Origin of the sequence: Bradyrhizobium sp. CER78, assembly GCF_029846235.1 — a bacterium.
In the GTDB taxonomy this organism is placed as follows: Bacteria; Pseudomonadota; Alphaproteobacteria; order Rhizobiales; family Xanthobacteraceae; genus Bradyrhizobium.
Genome location: NZ_JARVWP010000015.1, coordinates 138,140 through 162,097, shown reverse-complemented (window position 1 = coordinate 162,097; position 23,958 = coordinate 138,140). Strand labels below are relative to the sequence as shown.

Genomic DNA, 23,958 nt, shown 5'->3' with positions numbered 1-23,958 from the left:
AATCAGTTCAAGAGATCGCAGGACGCGATGCGGTTGATATCGGCAAGGCGCCGGTCGGGATTTCCCTTGAAATCAAGGCTTGCTACGAGATCGAGCAGCCGGCCATAGGCGCGGTCGGCGACCGCAACCGGCAACGGCTCCTCGTCAAACGTCTCGATGTAATTGCCGACGAGACCGCTCAGCAGACGGCACATCGCCCGTTGCTCGGGGTCGTGCCTGCTCAAGGTCTCGAGTTTTTCCTGGAGGGTTCGGTAGGTTCGCAAGCCGTGCGGCTGTTGCGAAAGCCAACCGTGCAGATCGGAATTATTCAGATCACTCATATCAGCCTCTTCAAGCAGGAGAAGAAGCTACCGGCTTATACAGCCGATCATGGTTCCGCGCCATCGCGATTTTTGCATGCATCCCCTGCCCGGCCGTGCAGGCCGTGTCATCGGATTGGCACGCAGTATCGCTACGGTATGTTGGTTTGGTCAGAGTCGCGCGAGTGCCGGCAGGATCCTGTAGCGCGCGATCTCGTGCGGATAGTCGCCGCGATTGGCGAGCAGCACGATGCCGAATCTGCGCGCCGGCACCAGGCCGATATAGGCCGAGGCATTGTTGAGACCGCCGGGCTTGTCGATGACGGTGACGCCGTCGAGCCGCACATGCTCCCATGCCATCGCCTGTCCGAACTTCGCATCGACACGGAAACTCTCGCGCATGGTCATCTGCAATGCCGCACGCAATTCGGGATCGATCACCCCGCCGTCGAGACAGGCCCGCAGCAGGATGCCGAGATCGCGCGCCGAGGAGAACATCTGGCCGGTGCCCGGAAAATCGTAATAGCTCTGCTGATTGCCGATTGGGCCGATCGGCGCTCCATCGTGGGAGTAGCCCTGGACCATGCGCTGCATGATCTCCGGCATCATCGCCGCGCGATTGTCCTCGCCGCGATCCGCAACGAAGGACGACGCCATGCCGAGCGGCTTGAGGATGCGACTCTCGATCAACGTCGCGATCGGCATGCGATAGCGCCGTTCCAGCACCAGCTGCAGCAGCACATAGCCGGCATGGCTGTAGATGCGCTGCTTGCCCGGCTGCACTCCTGCCGGCGGCGTCCACGCATTGAGCATCGCGACGAACTGGTCGCGGCTGAATGTCTCGTTCGGCCACGGCGGATGATCGGTCGGCAGCAGCAGCCCGGACGTATGGTTGACGAGCTCGCCGACGGTGACCCGGCTGACATAGTCGCCGTGCAACTCGGGCAAAATCTTGCCGACGGGATCGTCCAATCGCAATTCACCGCGCTCCGTTGCGAGTGCGACCAGCGTCGCCTCGAACAGCTTGCGCAGCGAGGCGAGGTTGAACAGCGTGTCCGACGTGACCGGCCGCTTCGCCGCGGCGTCGGCGAAACCGTAGTTGACGAAGGTGAGGCGGCCGCCGGCATAGACTGCGGCGGCGAGGCCGCCCGGATCGGCCGCGGTCGCGGTCGGCGCGAGTTCCGTCGTGACGATGTCCCTGATCAGCGCATCCATGTCGGAATCCGCGCGCGCCCCCGCGAGCGCGCTAGCTGCGACGGCAAGCACGATGGCCGCGATCCGGACGGGGAGCCACTGTTTCATCAAGAGCGAAATCGGGTCGATGTTGCGATGTCATCCGCAGCCTGATCCGTTCAGCCACCGCGAGATGGCGACATCGCGATCCTAGCGATGGAACCTAGGCGTCCGCGTTCACAATTGCGCGTATTTCACCGTTACCTGTCCCGGCTGGGGAAGGGGCGGCCCGATCGCTGTTCCAGGGGTCACTACCGGAAACCGCGATCGCGACCGCCCTCCCACTCCAGCCACGGTGCGGGAACTGCAATGGAATTAATAAAAGCGGGATCTTTAAAAATGCATCGAATGTGCTTGGACGAAAACGCAATACCGGCGTCTGCCGGGCGGACCACCGATATGTCTGACTTCGTCACATTCCGCTCCCAACTGGGGACCGTTTCGTTCTAGCAACAAATCGTCAATCGAGGGTTGCATAGGCCGATGGGATTCGAGTGACAAGACACGATGAGGTGCGACGAATCGTCCTGTTCCAGATCGTGGATGCACGCGGTTCCCATTTAAGCGCGGGTTAACCAATGATCGCGCGGCGCGAGACCTATTTGCCGCGCAGCCGGACGATCGACCGCGGCAACGACGCCAGCAGCAGCACGAGACAGACGCACAGCAGCACGATGTCCTTGAACAGGAACTCGCCGGCCAGGTTCCAGGCCATCGGGTCGGTTGACAGGGTCCATTTCACCACCCCGGGCGTCGTGAAGAAGAACGACCAGGTTACCGCAAAGGTGATCACGCCCATCAGCGCGCCGATCGCCGACAGTATCGGGCTGAAGGCGCCGGCAGCCAGCAGCACCGCGATGCCGAACTCGACGACGCCAAGCACATAGGCCTCGCCGCGGAGACCGAACACCGACAGCCATGAGACGAACGGGCTGTTGCTGATGAATTGCACGATGCCTTGCGCCGATTGCAGCGTGAATTTCTGCATGCCGAACGACACGAAGATCACCACCATGACCCAGCGCAGGATCGCGAGCAGACCAAAAGACCCCTCGCCCCGTTCGGCGATGTTGAACGACAGATTCATGCGGATGTTTCTTCCCTTGCTGCGATGCCACCATCGGCCGCCGTTGCGGCGTTCGTGGCAGGACTACGCAGCGTGCCGCGCGCGTGTTACGCGCGGCACCCCACGACGCCCATCACAAGGATGTGCAGGCGACGTGATGGGTCAGGCCGCGGTGAGCAACTCGCCGACCTTCTCATAGGCCTCGCCCTTGAACCGCATCAGCTGAAACTGCTTGATCGGCACATAGTCGCTCGGCGTGGTGTTGAGGGTGATGCCGGGAATCAGCAGCGGCGCTGCGAAGTTCTTCAGGTTGGTCGCTTGGTGCAGGATGTTGGCGCGCGTCAGCTGGTCGCCGCATTGCCTGACGACGTGGGCGGCGGTTGCTGCCGCCGTGTAGCCGATGGCGTAGAGGTCGTCCGCGCGATCGGCGTTAGGGACGTAACGGTCGAGGAACGCCATGTACTGCTTCATGTCCGGCGTATCGGCCCAGAGCGGGTTGCCGGGGTCCATCCGGGTCGCAAAGGCGAGAATGCCCTGGGCGGTCTCGAAACCCGCGGGCTTCAACGTCGCGCGTACCGAGGCATTGCCGGCGCCGAGAAACACTTGAGGCCGCCACTCGAGCGCGGCCATCTTGCGCAGTGCCTGGCTCGCCATCTTCGGGATGGTGATGAGGAACACCACTTCGGCGCCGGACAGTTTCATCTGGACGATCTGGGAATCGATGGTGGGATCGCCGACCGAATAATTCAGCTCGGACGTGATCTGCGCGGTCTTCGCGCCCAGTCCCGCCTTCAAGCCCGACAGCGTTGCCTTACCGGCATCGTCGTTCTGATACAGCACTCCGATCTTCGCATCGGGCGTGGAGCCGGCGATGTAGCGGCCGACGACGCCACCTTCAATCTCATAGGTCGATCCGCCGACCATGGTCCACGGATTGGTGGCCGGGTCCGACAGCTTGCTGGCGGCCGCCGCCAGGAATAGCTGCGGGACCTTTCGCGCGTTCAAATATTTCTGCACGGCGATGTTGCCCGGCGTTCCCATCGCGCCGGCGATGAACAGCACCTCGTCACCTTCGACCAGACGCCGCGCCGCTTCGACCGATTTAGGCGGGCTGTAGGCGTCGTCATAGTTGATGAACTTGATCTTGCGGCCATTGATGCCGCCGGCGTCGTTCAGCATGCGGAAGTAGGCATCCATCGCATTGGCAAGCACTCCGAACGACGACACCGGGCCGCTGAGCGGTCCGAATTGCCCGATGCGGATTTCTGCGTCACTGGCACCAGGATCATAGGAAGCGCCGGCAAATGCCTTGCCGTCAATCGACGCCGCGAGCCCGGCCGCCGTCGTCCCGAGCAGCGTTCGACGGCTGATCGTCATCATGGATTTCCTCCGTTGGATTGGACGCCTTATGCGGCGCCTCTTTCGAATGCCAATTGATATTGCGCGGCGATCTCGTCGACGATGGCGGCAGCTCCCGTCACCGCATGGACGCCGGAGACCGAATGCCCGGCACTCCAAACCTCGATCCAGCGCCGTGGTCCTTCCGCGTCGCTCTTGCCGCCGAACGTTTCGCGCGCACGCGCCTCCGACACGGACTCGTCGAGATTTGCGGCATCGAGGCCCGCGGCAACGATCGAGGGCCGCAGCATGCTGGCGTCGAGCCCGGTGAAGGCCTTGGTCAGCATGATATCGTCGAGCGTGCTGTCGACCAGCATCCTCCGATAGGCATCGCTTGCCATGCTCTCGCGCGCCGCGATGAAGCGCGTTCCCATATAGGCAAGATCGCAGCCGAGCAGCCGCGCCGCGGCGAGCGCGGTGCCGTCGGTCACGCCGCCCGCGAGCACGACCGGACCGTCGAACATGGCGCGCACCGCGCGCACGAAGGCGAATGGATTGGCCCAGCCGGTCTGCCCGCCGGCCCCTGCCGTGAGCAGGATCAAACCATCGGCGCCGGCCTCGATCGCCTTCTCCGCATGCCGCAACGAGGCGATATCCGCGAACACGAGACAGCCGACGTCATGCAGCGGCTGAACCGCCGCTGCCGGTGAGCCGACGCTGGTGATGACCATCTCGACCTTGTGCCGGACGAGGCAGGCGAGATCGTCCTTGAAGCGGGGTTGGCGGATGATGAGGTTCGGACAATGCGGTGCGGCCGGGCGGCCGAGCTCGGCGACACCGCGCTCGATCCGGGTGAGCCAGGCATCGAGCTCTTCGACCGAACGCGCATTCGCGGTCGGAAACGCGCCGATCGCGCCGGAACGGCAGACCGCGGTGACGAGATCGATGCCCGATACACGCAGCATCGGCGCTGCGATCAGCGGCAGCCGAAGCCGCTGCGCGATCGCGGCCGGAAGCGCGCTCCGGCGGCTGACGGCCTGCATGATCAGCGTCCCTTCCACACCGGCTTGCGCTTCTCGGCGAACGCCTTCAGGCCCTCGACGCGGTCCTCGGAGTTGAAGGCACGTTCCGCGATCGGCGCCTGTGCGGTCCATCCTGCTTCGTCGGTCCAGTTCGCGGCCTGGAAGACGATCTCCTTCGAGGCGGCGAGCGCCGTTGGGCCGTTGACCAGGATCTCGTTGCCGAAAGCGATCGCGGCCTCGAGCGCCTGCCCGGGTTCGACGAGCCGGTTCACGAGGCCAAGGCGCTCGAAATACTCCGCGCCCTTGAACTGCCCGGTCAGCGCCAGCTCCATGGCGACGTGATAGGGAATCCGCTTCGGCAAGCGGAACAGGCCGCCGCCGACGGCGACGACATTGTGCCTGACTTCCGGCAGGCCCATCTTGGCGTCGCGCGCGGCGACGATGAGATCGCAGGACAGGCAAAGCTCGAGCCCGCCGCCTACCGCATAGCCCTCGACGGCCGCGATCAGCGGCTTGCGCGGCGGCCTCCGAAACAAGCCGAAGCCGCCGCGTTCGGTGACACCGCGCTCGCCGCGCGCCACCGCCTTGAGATCGGCGCCGGCCGAGAAATTGCCGCCTGCGCCGGTGATGACGCCGACGAACAGCGCGTCCTCCGCGTCGAGCAGATCCATCGCATCGGAGATGCCGCGTGCGAGCGCGAGATTGCACGCGTTACGCGCTTCGGGGCGATTCAGGGTGACGACAAGGATGTGGCCGCGCCGCTCGGTCAGAACGACCTGTTCGTTTTCAGTGGTCATCGCTGCGCCTCACAATGCGAAGGTAAAGCCGCCATTGACGGGATAGGTCTGGCCGGTGATCCACGCGCTCGCATCGGAGGCGAGGAACAGCACCATGTTGGCAACGTCGGACGGCAGGCCTGGGCGGCGGATGACGTATTTCTCCATCATCTTCTTCTGCATCTCGGGATTGGCCTTCAGCCGCGCCTCGATCGCAGGGGTCAGGGTGGCGGCAATCGCCACGCAGTTCGCCGTGATGTTGTGGCGGCCGAGCGATCGCGCGACCGCACGGGTGAAGCCCGCGGCGCCCGCCTTTGCGCCCGAATAGACCTCGAGGCCCGCTTCGCCGGCGCGTCCGGCATCCGAGATGATGGTGACGATGCGGCCGCCCTTGCGCTCGATCATCTGCGGGATGCAGGCCGAGGCGCAGTTGATGACGCCGTAGAGGTTGACGCCGATGAAGCTGTTCCAGACCTCAGGGCCGGTCTCCCAGAACGGTTTGCGCGCATCCGGATCGGGCGTGGCGCCGGCATTGCCGGCATTGTTGACGAGCACATCGACCGGGCCGAAGGCCTGCTCGGCCTTGCCGATCATCGCCTTCACGGAGGCGAGATTGGTGACGTCGGCCTGCGCCGCGATCGCCTTGCCGCCGGCGGCATTGATTTCCCGCGCGACCTGCTCGGCGCGTTCGAGGAAGTAATCGTTGACGACGATGCCGGCCGCATTGTGCGCGGCGAAATGCAGCGCGATCTGGCGCCCGACGCCCTGGCCCGCACCGGTGATCAGCGTCACCTTGCCGTTCAGATCAAGGATATCACTCATACGTTTCTCTCCCGTCCCTTCCAGTAAGGCTCGCGCAATTCGCGCTTGAGCAGCTTGCCCATGGTGTTGCGTGGCAGTTCATCGACAATCGACAGCGTCTTGGGCCGCTTGTACGAAGCAAGGTGATCGCGGCAGAACGCGAGGATCGCGGCCTCGTCGGTTTCGTGACCCGGCTTCAGCTCGCAGAACGCCTTGACCTGCTCGCCGAACTCGTCGTCAGGAATGCCGATGACAGCGACGTCCTGAACATCGGGATGCCGGAGAATCGCAGCCTCGATCTCGGCCGGATAGATGTTGACGCCGCCGGCAATGATCATGTCCTTGGCGCGATCGGTGATGAACAGATAGCCGTCATCGTCGAGCATCCCGACATCGCCGACGCGGAAATATCCGTCGTCGTCGCGCGTGTCGGCTCCGAGCGGCTTGCCGTTCAGGTAGGCGCGGATCGTCACCGGCGTCCTGATCCAGATCTCACCGGACCGGTTGCGCGGCAGCTCGCGCCCCTCGGTGTCGCGGATGGAGATGTCGACATGCTTGTGCGGACGGCCGCTCGAGCCCGGCTTAAGCTCTTGCATCTCAGGCGGCAGGAAGCTGATCATCCCGACCTCGGTGGCGCCGTAGCCTTCGCCGAGGACGCCGCCACCGAAATAGCGGATGATCCAGCGCTTGAGTTCAAAGGGCACCGGGGCCGCGCCGACCGACAGCGCACGGATCGACGACACGTCGTAGGTATCGAGCACGTCCTTCGGCAGCGCCGCGAGGCGCTTGTACATGGTGGGGACGCCGGTCCAGTTGGTGACGCGATGCGTCGCGATCAGGCGAAGCGCGCCTTCGGGATCGAAACGGCGCATCATGACGGTCGGATTGCCGAGCTGGATCGCGCCCCAGACCTGGGAGGGGCCTGCGCCGTGATGCAGCGGCAGCGTCAACAGCGACACGCCGCCCGGCTGGCCACGCCGGGTCGATGCCACGTCGGAGAGATATTCGCTGGTGCGGGCATCCATCTGCACGCCCGGCTGCAGCACCGAGACCACGCCCTTGGGCAGGCCGGTGGTGCCTGACGTATAGAGGATCAGTGGCGGCCGGCCGGTTGAATGCAGCGCCGGCTCGGCAGGCGCCTCGAGCAGTTCGGAGAACGCAACGAAGCCGGGCGACGCCGTGCCGATCGAGACCGCGAGCTTGATCGGCAAGCCCTCGAATGCGGGCTTCAGTGCGGCTGGATCCTCATCGTCGCAGACGATGACCTGGGCGCCGCTGTTGGACAGCACATACTGCGTCTCCGACGGCGTCAGCCGCCAGTTCAGGCCGAGCAGCGAGCAGCGCAGCTTGCCGATCGCCTCGCTCAGGATCGGCCACTCGATCCGGATCTGGGTCCGCAGCACCACAATGTCGCCGGCGACGACACCGCGAGCCGCCAGGCCATGCGCAACACGGTTCGCGGCATCGTTGAGCTGCGACCATGTCAGCCGGCGATCACCTTCGATGAAGGCGACATCATCGGGACGATTGGCCGCCCAGTACTCGACGCTGTTCGGCAGAATGCTCATTTCGCCAGCCTTCCTTCGACCGTGGCAATGAAGCGCGCGCTGATGGCCTCGAGATCGACGCCCTCCGGATCGACCAGCCACTGCGCCACCGATCCGCGCAGACCGGCGAGGATCAGCGCGCTCTCGGTCTCCAGATCGATGTCGGCGCGCAACCGGCCTGCGGCGATCCCCGCCCTGAGGCCGGCGGCGATCTCGCCTCGCGTCTCGCGGTTGAGCTTGGCGACGGTCGCCGTGATCGGCGGCACGGTGAGTGCACCAGCCAGCACGGCGTGAAACGCGCGCGCCATGACCGGCGCCCGCGCCGGCATCACGAAGTAATATTTGAACGATGCGATCAGGCCGTCATAGCCGGTTAGCTCGGGCGAGGCGGCGCGGCGATCGGTGATGAATGAATCGATGATGTAGGCGCCGAGCGCCGACAACAGATCCGCCTTGGTCTTGAAATAGTGCGACGGCAGCCCGCGGCTGTAACCCGCGCGCGCACCGGCCTCCGCCAAGGTGATCGCATCGAGCCCGTTTTCGGCGACGATCTGCGCGGCGGCTTCAAGGATCCGCCGCTCCGCCTCGTCGCGGCGCTCGACCTGCGTCCGCCGTGACGCCGGTGCGTCATCCCGCGGCTCCTGCGCGCGTCGAACTGCTCGTGCCATTCAGCTTCGCTCCCTTTGCCGTGCGGCCACTTCTTGCTTGCATTCAAGCTAGAATAATGTTTGTTGGTCAGTCAACAAGTTTCTTTGGAGGAAACCATGCAACCGAGCAAACTGTTGAAACCAGGCCTGTATTCAGAGGGGTCGAGCGATCGGGAGGGGGCGACGGTCCGCCTCAAGGGCGGCCGGTGCCGCTGCGGATACGTGTTCTTCCCGATGCAGACCTATGGCTGCGAGCGCTGCGGCAGCCATGGCGATGCGCTGACGTCTTGCGAGCTACCGGCCAATGGAACGCTACTTGCGGAAGCGACTGTTCACCTGCACGCCGACAAGAACCGCCCGGCCCCCTTCACCATCGTCAAGGTCGCGCTCGACGACGGGCCTGTGATCCGCACCCTGCTCGCCGACGACAGCGCACCGGTTGCGCCGGGTCAGCGCGTGACCGGCCGGCTCGCCGCGGTTGGACAAAGCGAGAGCGGCGAGACCGTGCTCGATCTCCGCTTCAGCATCGCATCCTGATCCGGAGGTTCGCCATGACACGATCACTCAACGAACTGCGGCCGGTCTACGCCGTAGGCATCGGCTGGCACCGCTATCAGAACCCGAGCGAGACGCCCTACGTGGAGCTCGGCCTCACCGCGATCCGCGCCGCGCTGGCGGATGCGCGCATCGAATGGCCCGCGGTGGAATCGAGCTATGTCGCGACCGCGCTGCTCGGCATGGCGTCGGGACGGCCGATGCTGCGCCATCTCGGTGCGACCGGCGCGCCGCTGATGCATGTCGAGAATGCGTCGGCCTCCGGATCGACCGCGTTCCGCCACGCCTGCATCGAGGTCGCAAGCGGCATCTCCGACGTCGCACTGGCGGTTGGCGTCGACAAGCGCAACCCGGTGCGACGCTCGGACACCGGCATCGGCCACCTCGCCGAGGACGCCATCGTCCCCTTCACGCATTTCGCGCTGCTGACCAATGAGTATTCGGTCCGTCACAACGCGTCGGCCGAGGACATTGCGCGCGTCGCGGTGAAGAACCATCGCAATGGAGCGAAGAATCCCAATGCGCAGCGGCAGCAGGAGCGCACGCTCGACGAGGTGCTTGGCGGCAAGCGGGTGTCGGGATCGCTGACGGCGCTGCAATGCACGCCGATCGGCGAAGGCGCTGCCGCGGTCATCGTCGCATCCGAAGACGGCATTCGCAGGCTAGGCATCGACGCCGGCCGCGCCATCCGCACCACGGCGTCCGTCGGCCGCAGCGAGCGGGTCTATCCGCCCGGCGCCGGCTTCGACGCGGCACTCACCAAGGAGACCGCCGACCTCGCCTTGGCGCAGGCCAAGCTGGCGCCGAAAGACCTCGACATCATCGAGCTGCACGACGCCTTCACGGTCGAGGAGTTGCTCTACATCGAAAGCATCGGCCTCTGCCCCGAGGGGCGCGGCGTTCGTATGCTGAAGGAGGGCGCGCTCGATATCGGCGGGCAATGCGCGATCAATCCCTCCGGCGGCTTGATCGCGATGGGACATCCGATCGGGCCGACCGGCATCGGCCAGATCGGCGAGATCGTGATGCAGCTGCGCGGTGAAGCGGGTCCGCGCCAGCATGGCGGCGCGCGGACCGGGCTCGCGCACATGGTCGGCGTGGGCGCGGTCTGCTACGTGCACATTCTGCAGAAGTGACGCCGCCGCCTGAAGATGCGTCAGCTCACGCGCGCTGGCGCAGCGGCCGCGCGGCATCCTTCGCCGGCACCGGCATGGTGAACCCGTACAGGAACAGGTCCACCACCATGTCGGCGAATTCGTGAGGATCAATGCCGCCCTTGGGGTCGTACCAGGTGTGGCTGAAGTTCAGGATGCCGAACAGCATCATGCTGTAGATCTTCTTGGTCCGCTTGACGATCTTGCCTTCCTTGTCGAGCTTGACCAGAAGATCGGAGACCGTATCGACGATCTGGCGCTCCAGCGCCTTGATCGCGTCCTGCTCGGTCTCGCCGAGGAACGAGAGGTCGTTGAGGATCACGCGCTGCTCGTCGCTCGAGCGCGCGTTCAGCGCGACGATGGCCTGGATCGCGGCGCGGAACTGCTCCAGCGTCGCCGTCTTGCCGGCCATCGCGACCTCGACATCGGCGATCATCTCGCGGATATGCGCATCGAGGATTGCGAACAGGATCGCTTCCTTCGAATCGAAATAATGGTACAGCGCGCCGCGCGACAGCTTGCAGGCATCCGCAAGGTCGGCGATCGAGGCACGCATATAGCCTTGCCGCGCGAACAGGCCGCAGGCGGTGGTGAGAATGCCCCGCTGGATCTCGTCGTAATTTTCTGAGCGCGTCCGCGCCATACCTGTCTCTCTCATCCACCATCGACGCCGCCGGAATCGGTCAGCCGCCGTCTCTCTATACTACTGCGGCTCCGCGCCCTCCTCCCCTTTGCGGGCACCATCCACCAGAACTGTTCGACCGCTCGCATCCAGGCTTCGACCTGCGTCAAAAAATAATTTGAACGACCGGTCGGATTATATTAGACTGCCCACCGTCAAGCAAGCGGATTGCGCACGCCGGGACCAACCCGGCGGCATCGAGGGAGGCTGCGCGTGGATACTCAGAGGATCGATGCTGTCGTGATCGGAGCCGGCGCCGGCGGACTGTGCGCCGCGGCGCGTCTCGCCCATGGCGGGCTGCATACGCTGGTCGTCGACGACAAGGACCGGCTGGGCGGCCGCGCCTCGACCGAGGAGATTGACGGCTTCAAGGTCAATATCGGCGCGATCGCGATCGAGTTCGGCGGCGTGTTCGAGGAGACCTTCCACACCGTCGGCGCGCCGCTCGACATCCGCGCGCCGGAGCCGGCGAGCTCGTTCTTCATCGACGGCAAGGTGATCGACGTCGGCCGCGGTGGCTGGTCGCTGCTGCTCGGGCAGCTCACGAAACAGGCCTCGCGCATCCTGGAGAAATTCGCCGACGCCCGCTCCGGCAATCTGCCCGACGGACGGCAATCGACCGAGGACTGGCTGAAGGGCTACACCAGCAACGCCACGGTGCACGCGCTATTCCGCAATCTCTGCGCGGCGATCTTCGCCTGCAACGCCGCCGAACTGCCGGCCCGCGCCTTCCTCACCTATTTCACCAGCAAGGGCGCCTTCAAGAAGTTCGGCTTTTGCCCGCAGGGCACGATCGGCGTCTGGAACAGCCTCGGCAGCGTGATCCGGCGCAATGGCGACATCTGGCTCGGCACGCCGGCGACCACGATCCACACCGCCAATGGCCGCGTCGAAGGCGTCACCGTTCTGCGGAACGGCGAGCGGGTGCGGATCGACACCGACCTCGTCATCAGCAATGCCGGACCGAAAGCCACTGTCGCGCTTGCCGGCAGCGAGGCCTTCCCGGCGGATTACATCGCCAAGGTGAAGAACGATCTGCGCCCGGCCGCCAACATCGTGATCAATGTCGCGAGCCGCGAGCCGCTGATCAACCATCCCGGCATCGTCACTTTCGGCAAGACGCGCCGGCTCTGCAACATGGCGAACCTCTCCGCCACCTGCCCCGAACTGGCGCCACCCGGCTGGCACCTCTATGTCGCCTATGCCGTGCCGGTGCCCGCGCTCGGCGATTTCGACTCCGATGCCGAGGTCGCGCTGGCGCTCGAAGATCTGCGCGAGCAGTTTGCCAATTTCGAGCAAGCAAAAATCCTGTCGATCCGGGTGATGCGCGACGACTGGCCGGCGCAACGCAGCTGCGCCGGCTACGACCTGCCGCGCGAAACCGGCATCCAGGGCCTATGGTGTGTCGGCGACGCGGTGAAGCAGTATGGCAATGGCGGCACCCAGGCCTGCGCCGAGACCGCCAAGATCGTCACCGACGCGATCCTCGCCGCGCGCCCGCGCCGCTCAGCCGGCCGGGTCTGAGCGCGATGCCGACGACGATCCCGCATCCGACGCCGCAGGCCGCGCCGCCCACGGCAACGGACGCCCTGCTCGAATTCCGCAACATCCGGATCGTCTACGACAACGCGATCGAGGCGATCCGCGATGTCTCGATCGCAGTGCCCGAACGCAGCATCGTCGCTTTGCTCGGCTCCAACGGCGCCGGCAAGTCGACGCTGCTGAAGGCGATGTCCGGCATCCTCTATACCGAGGAAGGCGTGATCGAGAACGGCAGCATCCGCTTCCGTAACGATGAGGTGCATCACCTTGCGCCGGATGAACTGGTTCGGCGCGGCATCGTCCAGGTACCGGAGGGACGCCGCGTATTCGCCGCGCTGACTATCGATGAGAATTTGCAGATGGGCGGCTATATCAGGACCGGCGCCGAGGCGCGCGAGCGTCGCGACAAGGTGTTTGCGCTATTTCCACGGCTGCATGAGCGGCGCGACCAGATCGCCGGCTACATGTCCGGCGGCGAGCAGCAGATGCTCGCGATCGGCCGCGCGCTGATGACCGATCCGGTTCTGCTGGCGCTCGACGAGCCGTCGCTCGGCCTCGCGCCGCTGATCATCGACCGCATCTACGAGGTGATCGTTCGCCTGCGCGACGAGCTGAAGATGACGGTGCTGCTGGTCGAGCAGAACGCGCAGCGTGCGCTCGACATTGCCGACTATGGCTACATCCTCGAGACCGGCCGCGTCGTGCTCGACGGCACGGCCAAAAAGCTCACCGCCAACGAGGACGTCCAGGAATTCTACCTCGGCGTCTCCTCGTTCGGCCGCAAGAGCCTGCGCGACGTCAAGCACTACAAGCGCCGCAAGCGGTGGCTGTCGTGACCGCTTTGCTGACGATCGAGAACCTGTCAAAGCGCTTCGGCGGCCTGCAGGCGGTCGCCGATGTCAGCTTGCAGGTCAGCCCCGGCGAGATCTGCAGCGTGATCGGCCCGAACGGCGCCGGCAAGACCACGCTGTTCAACATGATCTCGGGCGTGCTGCGACCGAGCGGCGGCCGGATTACCTTCGATAGCATCGACCTTGCGACGATTTCGCCGTGGAAATTCGCCGCCGTCGGCATCGGCCGCACCTTCCAGAATCTGGCACTGTTCAAGCACGGCACCGTGGTCGAGAACATCCTGACCGGCCGCCACACCCATCTGCGCTCGACCGTGCTCGATGCCGTGGTGTTCTTCGGCCGCACCCGCAAGGAAGAGATCGCGGCACGGCAGCGCGTCGAGCACATCATCGAATTCCTCGAGATCGAGCATATCAGGGACGCCGTGGTCGGCACGCTGTCCTATGGCCAGCAGAAACGCGTCGAGCTCGCCCGGGCGCTCGCCTGCGAACCGAAGCTGCTGCTGCTCGACGAGATGGTCTCCGGCATGAACCAGGAAGAGACCGAGGACATTGCGCGCTTCGTGCTCGACATCCGCGACGAGCTCCGCATCACCGTCGTGATGATCGAGCATGAGATGCGCATCGTGATGGACATCTCCGACCGCATCCATGTGCTGAATTTCGGCCGCAAGATCGCCGAAGGCACGCCAGACGAGATCAGGCGCGACCCCGCGGTCGCGGAGGCCTATCTCGGCGGCCAGCGCGCCGAAGCGATGAAGGTGGGCGCGTGATGTCGACGCTCGACAGCTTCCGCACCGCTCATCCGCCGCTGCAGGCCAGTGCCGTGCGCAGCGCATCTGCGGCAGGAGCCGACACGCTGCAGGCGGCACTTGCGGATGCCGCCATCACCATCCCGCAACTGCTACGGCAGCGCGCCGCCATGCACGGCGAGGCGCTGGCGCTGCGCGAGAAGGACTACGGCATTTGGAACCCGTATTCCTGGCGGCACTATTACGAGACCACGCGTGCGGTGGCGCTGGGCCTGCTGTCGCTCGGCATCAAGCCGGGCGACCGCATCGCCATCGCCGGCGAGAACACGCCGGAATGGTTCTACGCCGATCTCGGCGCCCAGATGATCGGCGCGGTCGCGGTCGGCATCTATCCGACCAATCCCTGGGTCGAGCTGCAGTATATCGTCAAGCATTCCGGCGCCCGCATCGTCGTGACAGGCGATCAGGAGCAGACCGACAAGGTGCTCGACGCGATGGCCAACAATGGCGGCCTGCCGGATCTCGAGGCAATCGTCTGCGTCGACATGAAGGGCCTCCGGCATTACCGGCAATCCGAGTTGATGTCGTTCGAGGCCCTATGCGAACGCGGCAAGACCTATGCGCAGCAGAACCCGGACGCTGATGCCACGCTCGACCGGCTGATCGGCCAGGGCGCGCCCGACGATGTCTGCATCCTGGTCTATACGTCCGGCACGACGGGCCCGCCCAAGGGGGCGATGCTGACCCATCGCAATCTGGTCTACGCCGCCTTTGCTTACGCCAAAACCGTCGGGATCGCCGACAAGCCGTTCGAGGCGGTGAGCTATCTGCCGCTGTGCCATGTCGCCGAACGCTGCTACGGCACGGTGACGCATCTGGTGCTCGGCGGCACCGTCTCGTTCGCCGAGTCGATCGACACGGTCGCGATCAACATCCGCGAGATCGCGCCGACGTTCTTCGTCGGCGTGCCGCGCATCTACGAGAAGCTGCAGCAGGGTTTTCTGTTCAGGCTGGGTGAGAGCGGCCGGCTGCGGCAGGGCTTCACCAAGGCCTGCCTCGCCTGGGGCCGCAGGCTGTCCGACCGCCGGCAGGCCGGTAAGGCCAATTGGCTCGATCACGCCGCCTACGGGCTGCTCTACCTGCTGATGTTCCGCAACTTGCAGCGCCATCTAGGCTTCGCCTACAGCCGTCACCGGCTGTGCGCCGGCGCCTCGATCTCGCCCGAGACGCTGCGCTTCTTCGACATCATCGGCCGCCCGGTGTCGCAGGGCTATGGCCTGACTGAGAGCGGCGGCGTTGCCTTCATCCAGACCGAGGGCCACCACCGGATCGGTGGCTGTGGCGTGCCGCTACCGCAGACCGAATGGAAACTCGATGCCGACGGCGAGATCCTGCTGCGCAACCCCGGCGTCTTCAAGGGCTACTTCCTCGACGAGAATGCCTCGACGGCCTCGCTGGAAAGCGACGGCTGGCTGCGCACCGGCGATATCATCGACATCCTCGACAATGGCGAGATCGCTGTGGTTGACCGCAAGAAGGCGATCATCATCACTGCCGGCGGCAAGAACATCGCCCCGTCGGAGATCGAGAACGCGCTGAAGGATTCCGAGTTCATCAAGGAAGCGATCGTGGTCGGCGAGGCCAAAAAGTACCTCGGCGCCATCGTGCAGGTCGATTACGACAATGTCGGCCGCTGGGCGCGCGACCGCGCGCTGGCCTACACCAACTACAAGTCGCTGTCGCAGCTGCCGGAAGTGCACGAGCTGGTCGAGCGCATCGTGGGTGAAACCAACAAGCGCTTCGCCCGGGTCGAGAACATCAGGCGCTTCGCCATCCTGGAAAAGGAGCTCGACCATGACGACGGTGAGCTGACTGCGACGCAGAAGGTACGCCGCGCCATGATCGAGAAGAAGTTCGCGCGCGAGCTTGCCATTATCTACCGGGCGGAGGGCTGAATGCAGTATCTCGTCCAGCTCCTGATCTCCGGCCTTGCAATCGGCGCGATGTACGGCCTGATCGCGATGGGCTTTGCGGTGATCTACAAATCCACCGGGCTGGTCAATTTCGCCCAGGGCGAAATGACCATGATCACGGCCTATGTCGCCTGGACGATCTCGACCACGGTCAGCGGCAACGTGTTCGTCGTCGCAATCGGCGCGATCCTGGCGGCGGTCGTGCTCGGCCTCGTCATTGAGCGGCTGGTGATGCGGCCGATGCTGGGCGAGCCGGTGTTCGCGACCGTGATGGTCACGATCGGGCTCGCGGTGATCCTGCGCTCGGCGATCAACTTCATCTGGGACGCCTATCCGCATGGCCTTGATATCGGCATGGGCCGCGGCATCGTGCATCTCGGCGGCATCGGCGTGCGCACCGGGCAGCTTGCCGTCATCGCGACGCTGCTTCTGCTGCTCGCGGCGATCTGGGCGTTCTTCCGCTACAGCAAGGTCGGCGTCGCGATGCGCGCGGTCGCGGCCGACGACCGCACCGCGCTGTTGATGGGCATCAGCGCCACAAAGGTCCATGCGCTGGCCTGGGCTGCCTCCTCGGTGATTGCCGGCATCGGCGGCGTGTTCTTCGCGCTGTCCTACGACCTGTCGCCGGCGATGTTCCAGCTCGGGCTGAAGGCGTTTCCGGCCACCATCCTGGGCGGCCTCGACGCCGTGCTCGGCTCCGGCCTTGGCGGCCTGCTGATCGGCATCACCGAAAACCTGGCTGGCGGCTATCTCGGCTCCGGCATGAAGGAGGTCGCGGGCTTTGCCATGATCATCGTGGTGCTGATGGTCCGCCCGTTCGGCATCTTCGGCGAACGCGACATCGAGAGGGTCTGATGCGTACCGGCGATTACAAGCAGAGCTATGGCGAACTGGTTGCGTTGATCGATTCCCCGCCGGTGTGGCTGTGGTCGGCCGTGCTGCTGCTGGCGCTGATCGCAGCGCCTTACGTTCTGAACTCATACGCGCTGTCGTTCTTGATGATCATCCTGATCACGGTGACCGGCGCGCTCGGGCTGAACATCCTGACCGGCTATACCGGCCTGATCTCGCTCGGCCATGTCGGGTTCCTGGTCACCGGCGCCTACGCCTATGCGGTGCTGGTGTCGAAATATCAGATGCCGCCGCTGGTCGGCTTCCTCGGCGCCGGCGTGGTGCCGGCGCTGGCGAGCCTGATCGTGGGCGCGCCGTCGCTGCGGCTGAAAGGGCTCTATCTCGCCATCACCACCCTCGCCTTCTCCTTCATCATCAACACCGTGATCCTGGAGATGCGCTGGCTCACCAATGGCGCCCGCGGCATCCAGGTGCAGCGGCCCGAGATATTCGGCATCGGCTTCGACGGCGATGCCGCCTTCACCTATCTCTGCCTCGCGATCGCGGCACTGACGCTGTTCGCCACCCTCAACATCCGCCGCAGCCGGGTCGGCCGCGCCTTTGTCGCGATCCGCGACAACGACACCGCGGCCCGCGTCATGGGCATCAATCTGCATACCTACAAGCTGTTCGCCTTCGTCACCTCCGCCTTCATCACCGGCATCGCCGGCGCGCTGTACGGCATCTATCTCTCCTTCGTCAGTGTCGAAGGCTTTCCGTTCCTGCTCTCGATCGAGGCGCTGGCGATCCTGATCGTCGGCGGGCTCGGCTCGGCGCTCGGCGCGGTGCTCGGCACTGTCCTGATCGTGCTGCTGCCGGAGGCGACGAGGCTCGTCTTCAGCCTGTTCAGCGCGCAGATGGATGCAGCGTTCACGACCGGTGCGCAGGAGCTGAAGAGCATGCTCTACGGCCTCGTCATCATCCTGTTCCTGCGCTTCCAGCCGAGGGGGCTGGTCGGCGCCTGGCACGACATCAAGCGAGCCTGGGTGCACTGGCCGCTGCGCTACTAACAAGAAAACGACACAACACCATGAGGAGGAAACAATGATCAAACATCTGGCGGCAGCCTCGCTCCTGCTCACCACCGCCTGTCTTGTCGCCGGCCCGGCGCGTGCCGCCGATCCCGGGATCACCGACAGCGAAATCCTGATCGGCGACGTCGAACCGCTGACCGGACCGCCGGCGCTGCTCGGCGTCGCCGCCTCGATCGGCCACAAGATCGCGATCGCGGAAGCCAACGCCGCCGGCGGCATCAACGGCCGCAAGATCAAATATGTGCTGGAAGACGACGGCTATGTCACCGCTCGTACCATCCAGGGCGTCAAGAAGGTGATCGACGTCGACAAGGTGTTCGCGATGATCGGCATCTCCGGCTCGGGCCAGTCGATCGCTGTGATGCCGGTGCTGGAAAAGTCGGGCATCCCGACCGTGATCGACGTCGCGCCGGTCAAGCACCTCTGGGAGCCGCCGCGCAAGAACGTGTTCGTGGTCGGGCAATCCTATGAGGAGGGCATCATCCACCTCGTCAACTTCCTCGCCGACAGGAACCCGGGCAAGAAATGGGGCCTGATCACCCAGGACGACGATTACGGCATCACCGTGCGCGACGGCTTTGATTCCGTGGTCAAGGCCAAGAAGCTGAACGTCGTCTACAGCGGCAACTACAAGAAAGGCCAGCAGGACTTCTCGTCCGACATGCTGCAGCTGAAGGAGTCCGGCGCCGAGGTGTTCCTTGCCGGCGGCATCATCGCCGAAAACATCGCGATGATGAAGGAGCTCGAGAAGCTCAGCATCAAGCCGGTGACCGGCATCTTCTGGCCCGGCCGCATCGAGCCGGTGCTGAAGCTGATGGGTCCGGCCGGCGATGGCATCTACGCGGTCGACTATGTCGAGCCGTTCGCAGGCCCGGCCGGCAAGGCGTTCCTGGAGAAGGCAAAGCCCTTGGTGTCGGAAGCCGAGTTCAAGGGCATCAACCGCTACACCATGACCGGCTATGCCGCCGCGAAGGTCCTGATCGCGGCGATCGAGCGCTGCGGCAAGCAGCCGACCTGGGCCTGCACCATCGCGGAGCTGGAGAAGACCAAGAACGTCGAGACCGGCGTGATGGCGCCGATCAGTTTCGGCCCCGGCGTCCGCTTCTCCAACCAGAAGCTGCAGATCATGCAGGCTGATGCGAAAACGCTCAGCTTCAAGCCGGTGGACTAGAGCGATGAAAGTCCTGATCGTCTTTGCCCATCAAGAGACGCAGTCGTTCAACGCTGCGCTGCTGGCGCGGTCGGTCGCGGAGCTCACCGCGCTCGGGCATACGATCAGGATCTCCGATCTCTACGCCATGCGCTTCAACCCGGTGGCGACATCGGAAGACTTCGGCGAACGGCGATTTCCCGACCGGCTGCAATATGACCGTGAGCAGAAATACAATCTGCAGCAAAGCTCGCTCAGCGGCGACATCACCGCCGAGATCGAGAAGCTGTTGTGGTGCGACCTGCTGATCCTGCAGTTCCCGCTGTGGTGGTTCTCCGTCCCCGCCATCATGAAGGGCTGGATCGATCGCGTGTTCGTCAACGGCGCGGTCTACGGCAGCGGCCGCCGCTACGACACCGGTGGTCTCGCCGGCCGCCGCGCCATGGTCGTGACCTCGACCGCCGCCTATCCCGGCATGTGCGCACCCGACGGGCTGGTCGGCGCGCTTGACGTGGTGCTGTGGCCGATCCAGAACGGCATGCTGGCCTATGCCGGCTGCAAGGTGCTGCCGCCGTTCGTGTCCTATTCGGTGAATTTCGTCGATGAGTCGACGCGGCATCGCTATCTGGAGGACTACGCTGAACGGCTGCGACGGCTCGAGACCACCGAGCCGCTGTTCTTCCATCCGCTCGCGGATTTTGGCAAGGACTGGCGGTTGAAGCCGGGGATCGCGGCCCAGGCGGTCGGTCAAGGCAAATCTGCAACCTCCTCGAACAGCGCAAAGTAAAGTTGCCGCCACGGAAGTGCGCTCCCTCGCCCCGTTCTTACGGGGAGAGGGTTGGGGTGAGGGGCTGCTTCCGCAGACACGCTGACAGAAGCGCTCGTGGAGACTCCCCCTCACCCGGATCGCATCTTGCGATGCGATCCGACCTCTCCCCGCAGGCGGGGCGAGGTAAGCCGCTCACATCCGCTTGGCGACCTCTTCCAGCATCACCTCGGTGGCGCCGCCGCCGATGGTCAGGACGCGGGCGTCGCGCACCATGCGTTCGATCGGCGTGCCGCGCATGAAGCCTGAGCCGCCATGCAGCTGCAGGCAGCCATGCACGACCTCGTGCAGCACCTCCGGCGACAGCGCCTTCACCATCGACACTTCGCGCAGACATTCCTTTCCGGCCGCGGCGAGCTCGGCGGCCTGATAGGCCAGCGCCCGCGCGGCAGCCGCCTTCGCGGCGAGCTGGGCGAGCTTCATCCGCACGCCCTGCTGATTCCAGAGCGGGCCGCCGAACGCCTGCCGTGTCTTCACATAGTTCGTCGTCAGCTCGATCGCCTTGGCGGATTCGCCGGCGCAGATGCCGCCGATGCAGATCCGCTCGTTCTGGAAGGTCTCCATGATGCCATAGAAACCCTTGTTCTCCTCGCCGAGCAAATTCTCCGCCGGTACGCGCACGTCCTGGAAGGCGAGCTCCGCGGTGTCCGAGCAAAGCCAGCCATGCTTGTCGAGCTTGGTTGCCGTGATGCCGGGCGTGTTGCGCTCAACGATGAACAGCGAGATGCCGCGGCTACCCTTGGCATGAGGATCTGTGCGCGCGGCGACGATCAGGATATCGCCATAGACCGCGTTGGTGATGAACATCTTGGCGCCGTTGATGACCCAATGATCGCCGTCGCGCCGCGCTCGGGTCTTCAGACCCGCGACGTCGGAACCTGCATCCGGCTCGGTGACCGCGATCGAACAGACCGTCTCGCCGCGGATGATCGCCGGCAGATACTTCCGCTTCTGATCCGGCGTGCCGCGCATGGAGATGTGCACCGCCGACATGTCGGTGTGGACAAGGATCGACGAGGTGAAGCCGCCGAAGCTCGAGCGGCCGAGCTCCTCGGCGAATACCATCGAGGCCAGCGGCCCCATGTCGGTGCCGCCATATTCGGCCGCGTGGCGCATGCCGAGAAAGCCGAATGCGCCCATCCGGCGATAGATCTCGCGCGGGATCTTGCCGTCGCGCTCCCACGCCTCGGCGTGCGGCACCACTTCCTTTTCGACGAAGCGACGAACCTGCTCACGCAGCATGCGCAGCTCCTCGGGCAGATTGGGCGGCTCCGAGAAATGGAATTCGGCTTCGGTGTGCTGGCGCGGATCCGAGGTCATGACGTTCATTGTGGCGCCCTCTCGTGGCCGATGTGAAGATGGTTGCGCAAGAAAGCCGCAAGGGATGCGATCGCCGCTCGCGCCTGCGGAACCTCGGGGAACATCTGGAACACGTGGATCATGCCGTCCCAGACCTGGAGTTCGGCGTCGACGCCGACGGCCTTGGCGCGCGCGGCAAGCTCGGTCGAATCGTCGCGCACGGTTTCGCGGTCTCCGACCTGCACGAGCAGCGGCGGCAGACCGGTGAGATCGGCATAAAGCGGCGAAGCCAGCGGATTACTGACATCGCCGTCCCTGCCGAGATAATTCCTGGCGAGCGCCAGGATCATCGCGCGCTGATGGATCGGATCGGCCTCCGCCCTGCTCTCGTAGCTGGCACCGGCCGCGGCGAGATCAGTCCAGGGCGACATCAGCGCGCCGGCTGCCGGGAGAGGCAGGCCGCGATCGCGCGCCGCCAGCATCGCAGCGAGTACGAGATTGCCGCCGGCCGAGTCGCCGGCGAAGGCAATGCCCGCCGGGCGTAATCCCTGATCGCACAGGTACTGATAGGCAGTCAGCGCATCGTCCAGCGCGGCGGGAAAGCGATGCTCCGGCGCGAGCCGGTAGTTGATCGAGAGCACGCGGCAGCCCGATGCATCCGCGATCCGCCCGGTCAGATCGCGATGCGACGCGACCGAGCCGATGCGAAAGCCGCCGCCGTGAAAATAGAGCATCGCCTTGTCGCGCGGTGCGTCCGCTGGTACCAGCCACTCGCCGTCGACGCCGCCGGCGGAGACCGGCTGGCACGTCACCGGCACCGAGCAGCCGGCAAAGGCGGCATCCCAATCGTTGCGCATCTGCGCCACAGTCGTTTCGCGGGTCCAGTTCCGATAGATCGCACGCAGGCGCTCGATCGCACGTTCGATCGGATCGATTGCGATATCGTCGCCGGCGCTCGCCATCTCAGCCGCCGATGCCCATGCCGCCGGACACGCCGAGCGTCTCGCCGGTGATATAGGCGGCCTGGTCGGAGGCCAGGAACAGCGCGGCCGCCGCGACCTCCTCCGGCTCGCCGAGGCGGCCGAGCAGCGTCGCGCCGGTCATCGCCTGCAGTATCTTGTCGCCGCCTTTCGCGACCGCCTGCTCCAGCATCGGCGTGCGGATCGGTCCCGGCGCGATCGCATTCGCGGTGATGCCATAGCGTGCATTCTCGCGCGCGATGCTCCGGGTGAAGGAGATTACGCCGCCCTTGGCCGCGGAATAGACCGCGCCGCCCTTGGAACCGAGCCGTGCCGCCTCCGATGTGACATTGATGATGCGCCCGAAGCGCGCCGCCTGCATCGCCGGCAACGCGGCGTGGGTGCAGGCCAAGACCGAGGTGAGATTGACCGCGATCAGCCGGGCCCAATCCTCCACGCTGGTCTCGGTGAAGAAGGCGTGCTGATCGATGCCGGCATTGTTAACGACGATGTCGAACGGGCCGTCCTGCGCCATCACGGTTTGCACCGCCGTCGCATCGCTGACGTCGAGCCCTGCGACGTGAGCCCCCGTCTCGCGCGCGAGCTCCGAGGCAGCGGCCACATCGAGATCGGCGATCACGACCCTGGCGCCGGCGCCGGCAAAGCTACGGACAATCGCGGCACCAATGCCACGCGCGCCGCCGGAGACGAAGGCGCGGCGGCCATCGAGACGCCCGAATGGCAAGGTCGCCATCTCAGCGTCCCGTGAATACTGGTTTGCGCCGTTCGATCACGGCGGCGAGCCCTTCGCGGGCGTCGGCCATTCCCGAGAGTTCGGCAACCGTGCGCGCCTCTTCCGACAGGCATTGCTCGATGCTGGTGCCGGTGCCGGCCCAGACCAGCCGCTTGGTCGCCGCCAGCGCCTTCGGCGCACCGGCGGCAAGCTCACGCGCCAGCGCCAGCGATGCATCGGCCAGTTCATCATCGGGCACGACTTTGGTGACGATGCCCATCTGCAACGCTTCGGCGGCCGGGATCACCGGATTGGTGAGCAAGATCGACATCGCCCGCCGCAGGCCGACCAGCCGCGACAGCGTGACCGAGACGCCGGCATCCGGCGCCATCGCCACCCGCGTCGCGCCGGCAAGGAATTTTGCCGATTCCGCCGCGATCACGATGTCGGAGGCGCAGACCAGGCCAAAGCCACCGCCACCGGCCGCGAAGCCCTGCACCGAGGCGATAACAGGCGCCTCCAGCCGCAGCAATCCGGTCACCGCATTCTGCAGATAGGCGGTGGCCTGGCGGATATAGTCCGGCAGCTTCTCGCCCTTGGAGGCAAACGCGCGGACATCACCGCCCGCGCAGAAATTGGTGCCCTCGCCGCTCAGCAGCACGACGCGCAGGTCCGGATGGCCGTGGCACACCATGATGGCGTCGCACAGCGCGCTCAAGAGTTCGGCGCTCATGCCGTTGGCCGCGTCAGGACGGTTGAGCCGCAACCGCGCAATGCCGTCGGTGATGTCGAGCAGAACGGGGCCCTTGTCGATCATGGCGAGACCTT

Annotated in this window: 24 protein-coding genes; 10 read left to right on the top strand and 14 right to left on the bottom strand. The window is 65.2% G+C overall.

Features of this window, described 5'->3' with window-relative positions:
* Positions 1-2: 2 nt before the first annotated feature.
* The 9 genes from QDT69_RS27930 to QDT69_RS27890 all read right to left on the bottom strand — a co-directional run bounded on the left by QDT69_RS27930 (position 3) and on the right by QDT69_RS27890 (position 8,750).
* Positions 3-320 (bottom strand): hypothetical protein, encoded by a 318-nt coding sequence (locus QDT69_RS27930; RefSeq protein ID WP_279709671.1) that lies wholly within the window; start codon positions 318-320, stop codon positions 3-5.
* A 150-nt stretch (positions 321-470) separates the two neighbouring features.
* Positions 471-1,601: a serine hydrolase gene (locus QDT69_RS27925; RefSeq protein WP_279709670.1), complete on the bottom strand. Its 1,131-nt coding sequence runs from the start codon at positions 1,599-1,601 to the stop codon at positions 471-473.
* A gap of 529 nt (positions 1,602-2,130) precedes the next feature.
* Positions 2,131-2,619, bottom strand: a complete 489-nt coding sequence (locus tag QDT69_RS27920) for a DUF417 family protein (protein ID WP_279709669.1) — start codon at positions 2,617-2,619, stop codon at positions 2,131-2,133.
* 141 nt (positions 2,620-2,760) lie between these two features.
* Positions 2,761-3,975: an ABC transporter substrate-binding protein gene (locus QDT69_RS27915; RefSeq protein ID WP_279709668.1), complete on the bottom strand. Its 1,215-nt coding sequence runs from the start codon at positions 3,973-3,975 to the stop codon at positions 2,761-2,763.
* 29 nt (positions 3,976-4,004) lie between these two features.
* Complete coding sequence (locus QDT69_RS27910) at positions 4,005-4,979, bottom strand: nitronate monooxygenase (protein WP_279709667.1); 975 nt, start codon at positions 4,977-4,979, stop codon at positions 4,005-4,007.
* 2 nt (positions 4,980-4,981) lie between these two features.
* Positions 4,982-5,755 (bottom strand): crotonase/enoyl-CoA hydratase family protein, encoded by a 774-nt coding sequence (locus QDT69_RS27905; RefSeq protein ID WP_279709666.1) that lies wholly within the window; start codon positions 5,753-5,755, stop codon positions 4,982-4,984.
* A gap of 9 nt (positions 5,756-5,764) precedes the next feature.
* Positions 5,765-6,556 (bottom strand): SDR family oxidoreductase, encoded by a 792-nt coding sequence (locus QDT69_RS27900; protein WP_279709665.1) that lies wholly within the window; start codon positions 6,554-6,556, stop codon positions 5,765-5,767.
* Complete coding sequence (locus QDT69_RS27895) at positions 6,553-8,103, bottom strand: AMP-binding protein (RefSeq protein ID WP_279709664.1); 1,551 nt, start codon at positions 8,101-8,103, stop codon at positions 6,553-6,555. The genes QDT69_RS27900 and QDT69_RS27895 overlap by 4 nt, the downstream gene beginning before the upstream one ends.
* The gene (locus QDT69_RS27890; RefSeq protein WP_279709663.1) at positions 8,100-8,750 is read right to left on the bottom strand and encodes a TetR/AcrR family transcriptional regulator; all 651 of its coding nucleotides are present in this window, start codon (positions 8,748-8,750) and stop codon (positions 8,100-8,102) included. The genes QDT69_RS27895 and QDT69_RS27890 overlap by 4 nt, the downstream gene beginning before the upstream one ends.
* Positions 8,751-8,846: 96 nt before the next feature.
* Between QDT69_RS27890 and QDT69_RS27885 the strand changes: the two genes are divergently transcribed.
* A complete protein-coding gene (locus QDT69_RS27885) occupies positions 8,847-9,266 on the top strand; it encodes a zinc ribbon domain-containing protein (RefSeq protein WP_279709662.1) in 420 nt (139 codons plus the stop codon).
* Between the two features lie 14 nt (positions 9,267-9,280).
* Positions 9,281-10,420: a thiolase family protein gene (locus QDT69_RS27880; RefSeq protein ID WP_279709661.1), complete on the top strand. Its 1,140-nt coding sequence runs from the start codon at positions 9,281-9,283 to the stop codon at positions 10,418-10,420.
* Between the two features lie 25 nt (positions 10,421-10,445).
* Here the strand turns inward: QDT69_RS27880 and QDT69_RS27875 are convergent, their stop codons facing one another.
* Positions 10,446-11,081: a TetR/AcrR family transcriptional regulator gene (locus QDT69_RS27875; RefSeq protein ID WP_279709660.1), complete on the bottom strand. Its 636-nt coding sequence runs from the start codon at positions 11,079-11,081 to the stop codon at positions 10,446-10,448.
* A gap of 252 nt (positions 11,082-11,333) precedes the next feature.
* Between QDT69_RS27875 and QDT69_RS27870 the strand changes: the two genes are divergently transcribed.
* Genes QDT69_RS27870 through QDT69_RS27835 form a run of 8 tightly spaced genes read left to right on the top strand, consistent with a single transcriptional unit; the run spans position 11,334 to position 20,100 of the window.
* Positions 11,334-12,644: an FAD-dependent oxidoreductase gene (locus QDT69_RS27870; protein ID WP_279709659.1), complete on the top strand. Its 1,311-nt coding sequence runs from the start codon at positions 11,334-11,336 to the stop codon at positions 12,642-12,644.
* A gap of 5 nt (positions 12,645-12,649) precedes the next feature.
* Complete coding sequence (locus tag QDT69_RS27865; RefSeq protein ID WP_279709657.1) at positions 12,650-13,498, top strand: ABC transporter ATP-binding protein; 849 nt, start codon at positions 12,650-12,652, stop codon at positions 13,496-13,498.
* The gene (locus tag QDT69_RS27860; protein WP_279709656.1) at positions 13,495-14,286 is read left to right on the top strand and encodes an ABC transporter ATP-binding protein; all 792 of its coding nucleotides are present in this window, start codon (positions 13,495-13,497) and stop codon (positions 14,284-14,286) included. Before QDT69_RS27865 ends, QDT69_RS27860 begins: the two co-directional genes overlap by 4 nt.
* Positions 14,286-16,220 (top strand): AMP-binding protein, encoded by a 1,935-nt coding sequence (locus QDT69_RS27855; RefSeq protein ID WP_279709655.1) that lies wholly within the window; start codon positions 14,286-14,288, stop codon positions 16,218-16,220. The genes QDT69_RS27860 and QDT69_RS27855 overlap by 1 nt, the downstream gene beginning before the upstream one ends.
* Positions 16,221-17,093 carry a branched-chain amino acid ABC transporter permease gene (locus QDT69_RS27850; RefSeq protein ID WP_279709654.1) on the top strand — a complete coding sequence of 291 codons (873 nt, stop codon included), beginning with the start codon at positions 16,221-16,223 and terminating at the stop codon, positions 17,091-17,093. It abuts the gene before it with no gap.
* Positions 17,093-18,139 (top strand): branched-chain amino acid ABC transporter permease, encoded by a 1,047-nt coding sequence (locus QDT69_RS27845; protein ID WP_279709653.1) that lies wholly within the window; start codon positions 17,093-17,095, stop codon positions 18,137-18,139. The genes QDT69_RS27850 and QDT69_RS27845 overlap by 1 nt, the downstream gene beginning before the upstream one ends.
* A gap of 34 nt (positions 18,140-18,173) precedes the next feature.
* On the top strand, positions 18,174-19,334 hold the full coding sequence (locus QDT69_RS27840; protein ID WP_279709652.1) for an ABC transporter substrate-binding protein: 1,161 nt from the start codon (positions 18,174-18,176) through the stop codon (positions 19,332-19,334).
* A gap of 4 nt (positions 19,335-19,338) precedes the next feature.
* Positions 19,339-20,100: an NAD(P)H-dependent oxidoreductase gene (locus QDT69_RS27835; RefSeq protein ID WP_279709651.1), complete on the top strand. Its 762-nt coding sequence runs from the start codon at positions 19,339-19,341 to the stop codon at positions 20,098-20,100.
* 174 nt (positions 20,101-20,274) lie between these two features.
* Here QDT69_RS27835 and QDT69_RS27830 read toward each other — a convergent pair whose 3' ends face one another.
* Genes QDT69_RS27830 through QDT69_RS27815 form a run of 4 tightly spaced genes read right to left on the bottom strand, consistent with a single transcriptional unit; the run spans position 20,275 to position 23,947 of the window.
* Positions 20,275-21,468, bottom strand: coding sequence for an acyl-CoA dehydrogenase family protein (locus tag QDT69_RS27830; protein ID WP_279709650.1), 1,194 nt, complete (start codon positions 21,466-21,468; stop codon positions 20,275-20,277).
* Positions 21,465-22,400 carry an alpha/beta hydrolase gene (locus QDT69_RS27825; RefSeq protein WP_279709649.1) on the bottom strand — a complete coding sequence of 312 codons (936 nt, stop codon included), beginning with the start codon at positions 22,398-22,400 and terminating at the stop codon, positions 21,465-21,467. The genes QDT69_RS27830 and QDT69_RS27825 overlap by 4 nt, the downstream gene beginning before the upstream one ends.
* A gap of 1 nt (position 22,401) precedes the next feature.
* Positions 22,402-23,151, bottom strand: coding sequence for an SDR family oxidoreductase (locus QDT69_RS27820; protein WP_279709648.1), 750 nt, complete (start codon positions 23,149-23,151; stop codon positions 22,402-22,404).
* Position 23,152: 1 nt separating this feature from the next.
* Complete coding sequence (locus QDT69_RS27815; RefSeq protein WP_279709647.1) at positions 23,153-23,947, bottom strand: enoyl-CoA hydratase-related protein; 795 nt, start codon at positions 23,945-23,947, stop codon at positions 23,153-23,155.
* Positions 23,948-23,958 lie beyond the last annotated feature (11 nt).

Coding starts and splice junctions, on each gene's coding strand:
- QDT69_RS27880 (WP_279709661.1), top strand. CDS start 9,281: ATGACACGATCACTCAACGAACTGCGGCCGGTCTACGCCGTAGGCATC.
- QDT69_RS27875 (WP_279709660.1), bottom strand. CDS start 11,081: ATGGCGCGGACGCGCTCAGAAAATTACGACGAGATCCAGCGGGGCATT.
- QDT69_RS27890 (WP_279709663.1), bottom strand. CDS start 8,750: ATGGCACGAGCAGTTCGACGCGCGCAGGAGCCGCGGGATGACGCACCG.
- QDT69_RS27895 (WP_279709664.1), bottom strand. CDS start 8,103: ATGAGCATTCTGCCGAACAGCGTCGAGTACTGGGCGGCCAATCGTCCC.
- QDT69_RS27855 (WP_279709655.1), top strand. CDS start 14,286: ATGTCGACGCTCGACAGCTTCCGCACCGCTCATCCGCCGCTGCAGGCC.
- QDT69_RS27920 (WP_279709669.1), bottom strand. CDS start 2,619: ATGAATCTGTCGTTCAACATCGCCGAACGGGGCGAGGGGTCTTTTGGT.
- QDT69_RS27885 (WP_279709662.1), top strand. CDS start 8,847: ATGCAACCGAGCAAACTGTTGAAACCAGGCCTGTATTCAGAGGGGTCG.
- QDT69_RS27835 (WP_279709651.1), top strand. CDS start 19,339: ATGAAAGTCCTGATCGTCTTTGCCCATCAAGAGACGCAGTCGTTCAAC.
- QDT69_RS27840 (WP_279709652.1), top strand. CDS start 18,174: ATGATCAAACATCTGGCGGCAGCCTCGCTCCTGCTCACCACCGCCTGT.
- QDT69_RS27830 (WP_279709650.1), bottom strand. CDS start 21,468: ATGAACGTCATGACCTCGGATCCGCGCCAGCACACCGAAGCCGAATTC.
- QDT69_RS27845 (WP_279709653.1), top strand. CDS start 17,093: ATGCGTACCGGCGATTACAAGCAGAGCTATGGCGAACTGGTTGCGTTG.
- QDT69_RS27930 (WP_279709671.1), bottom strand. CDS start 320: ATGAGTGATCTGAATAATTCCGATCTGCACGGTTGGCTTTCGCAACAG.
- QDT69_RS27825 (WP_279709649.1), bottom strand. CDS start 22,400: ATGGCGAGCGCCGGCGACGATATCGCAATCGATCCGATCGAACGTGCG.
- QDT69_RS27820 (WP_279709648.1), bottom strand. CDS start 23,151: ATGGCGACCTTGCCATTCGGGCGTCTCGATGGCCGCCGCGCCTTCGTC.
- QDT69_RS27900 (WP_279709665.1), bottom strand. CDS start 6,556: ATGAGTGATATCCTTGATCTGAACGGCAAGGTGACGCTGATCACCGGT.
- QDT69_RS27850 (WP_279709654.1), top strand. CDS start 16,221: ATGCAGTATCTCGTCCAGCTCCTGATCTCCGGCCTTGCAATCGGCGCG.
- QDT69_RS27915 (WP_279709668.1), bottom strand. CDS start 3,975: ATGACGATCAGCCGTCGAACGCTGCTCGGGACGACGGCGGCCGGGCTC.
- QDT69_RS27910 (WP_279709667.1), bottom strand. CDS start 4,979: ATGCAGGCCGTCAGCCGCCGGAGCGCGCTTCCGGCCGCGATCGCGCAG.
- QDT69_RS27815 (WP_279709647.1), bottom strand. CDS start 23,947: ATGATCGACAAGGGCCCCGTTCTGCTCGACATCACCGACGGCATTGCG.
- QDT69_RS27865 (WP_279709657.1), top strand. CDS start 12,650: ATGCCGACGACGATCCCGCATCCGACGCCGCAGGCCGCGCCGCCCACG.
- QDT69_RS27905 (WP_279709666.1), bottom strand. CDS start 5,755: ATGACCACTGAAAACGAACAGGTCGTTCTGACCGAGCGGCGCGGCCAC.
- QDT69_RS27925 (WP_279709670.1), bottom strand. CDS start 1,601: ATGAAACAGTGGCTCCCCGTCCGGATCGCGGCCATCGTGCTTGCCGTC.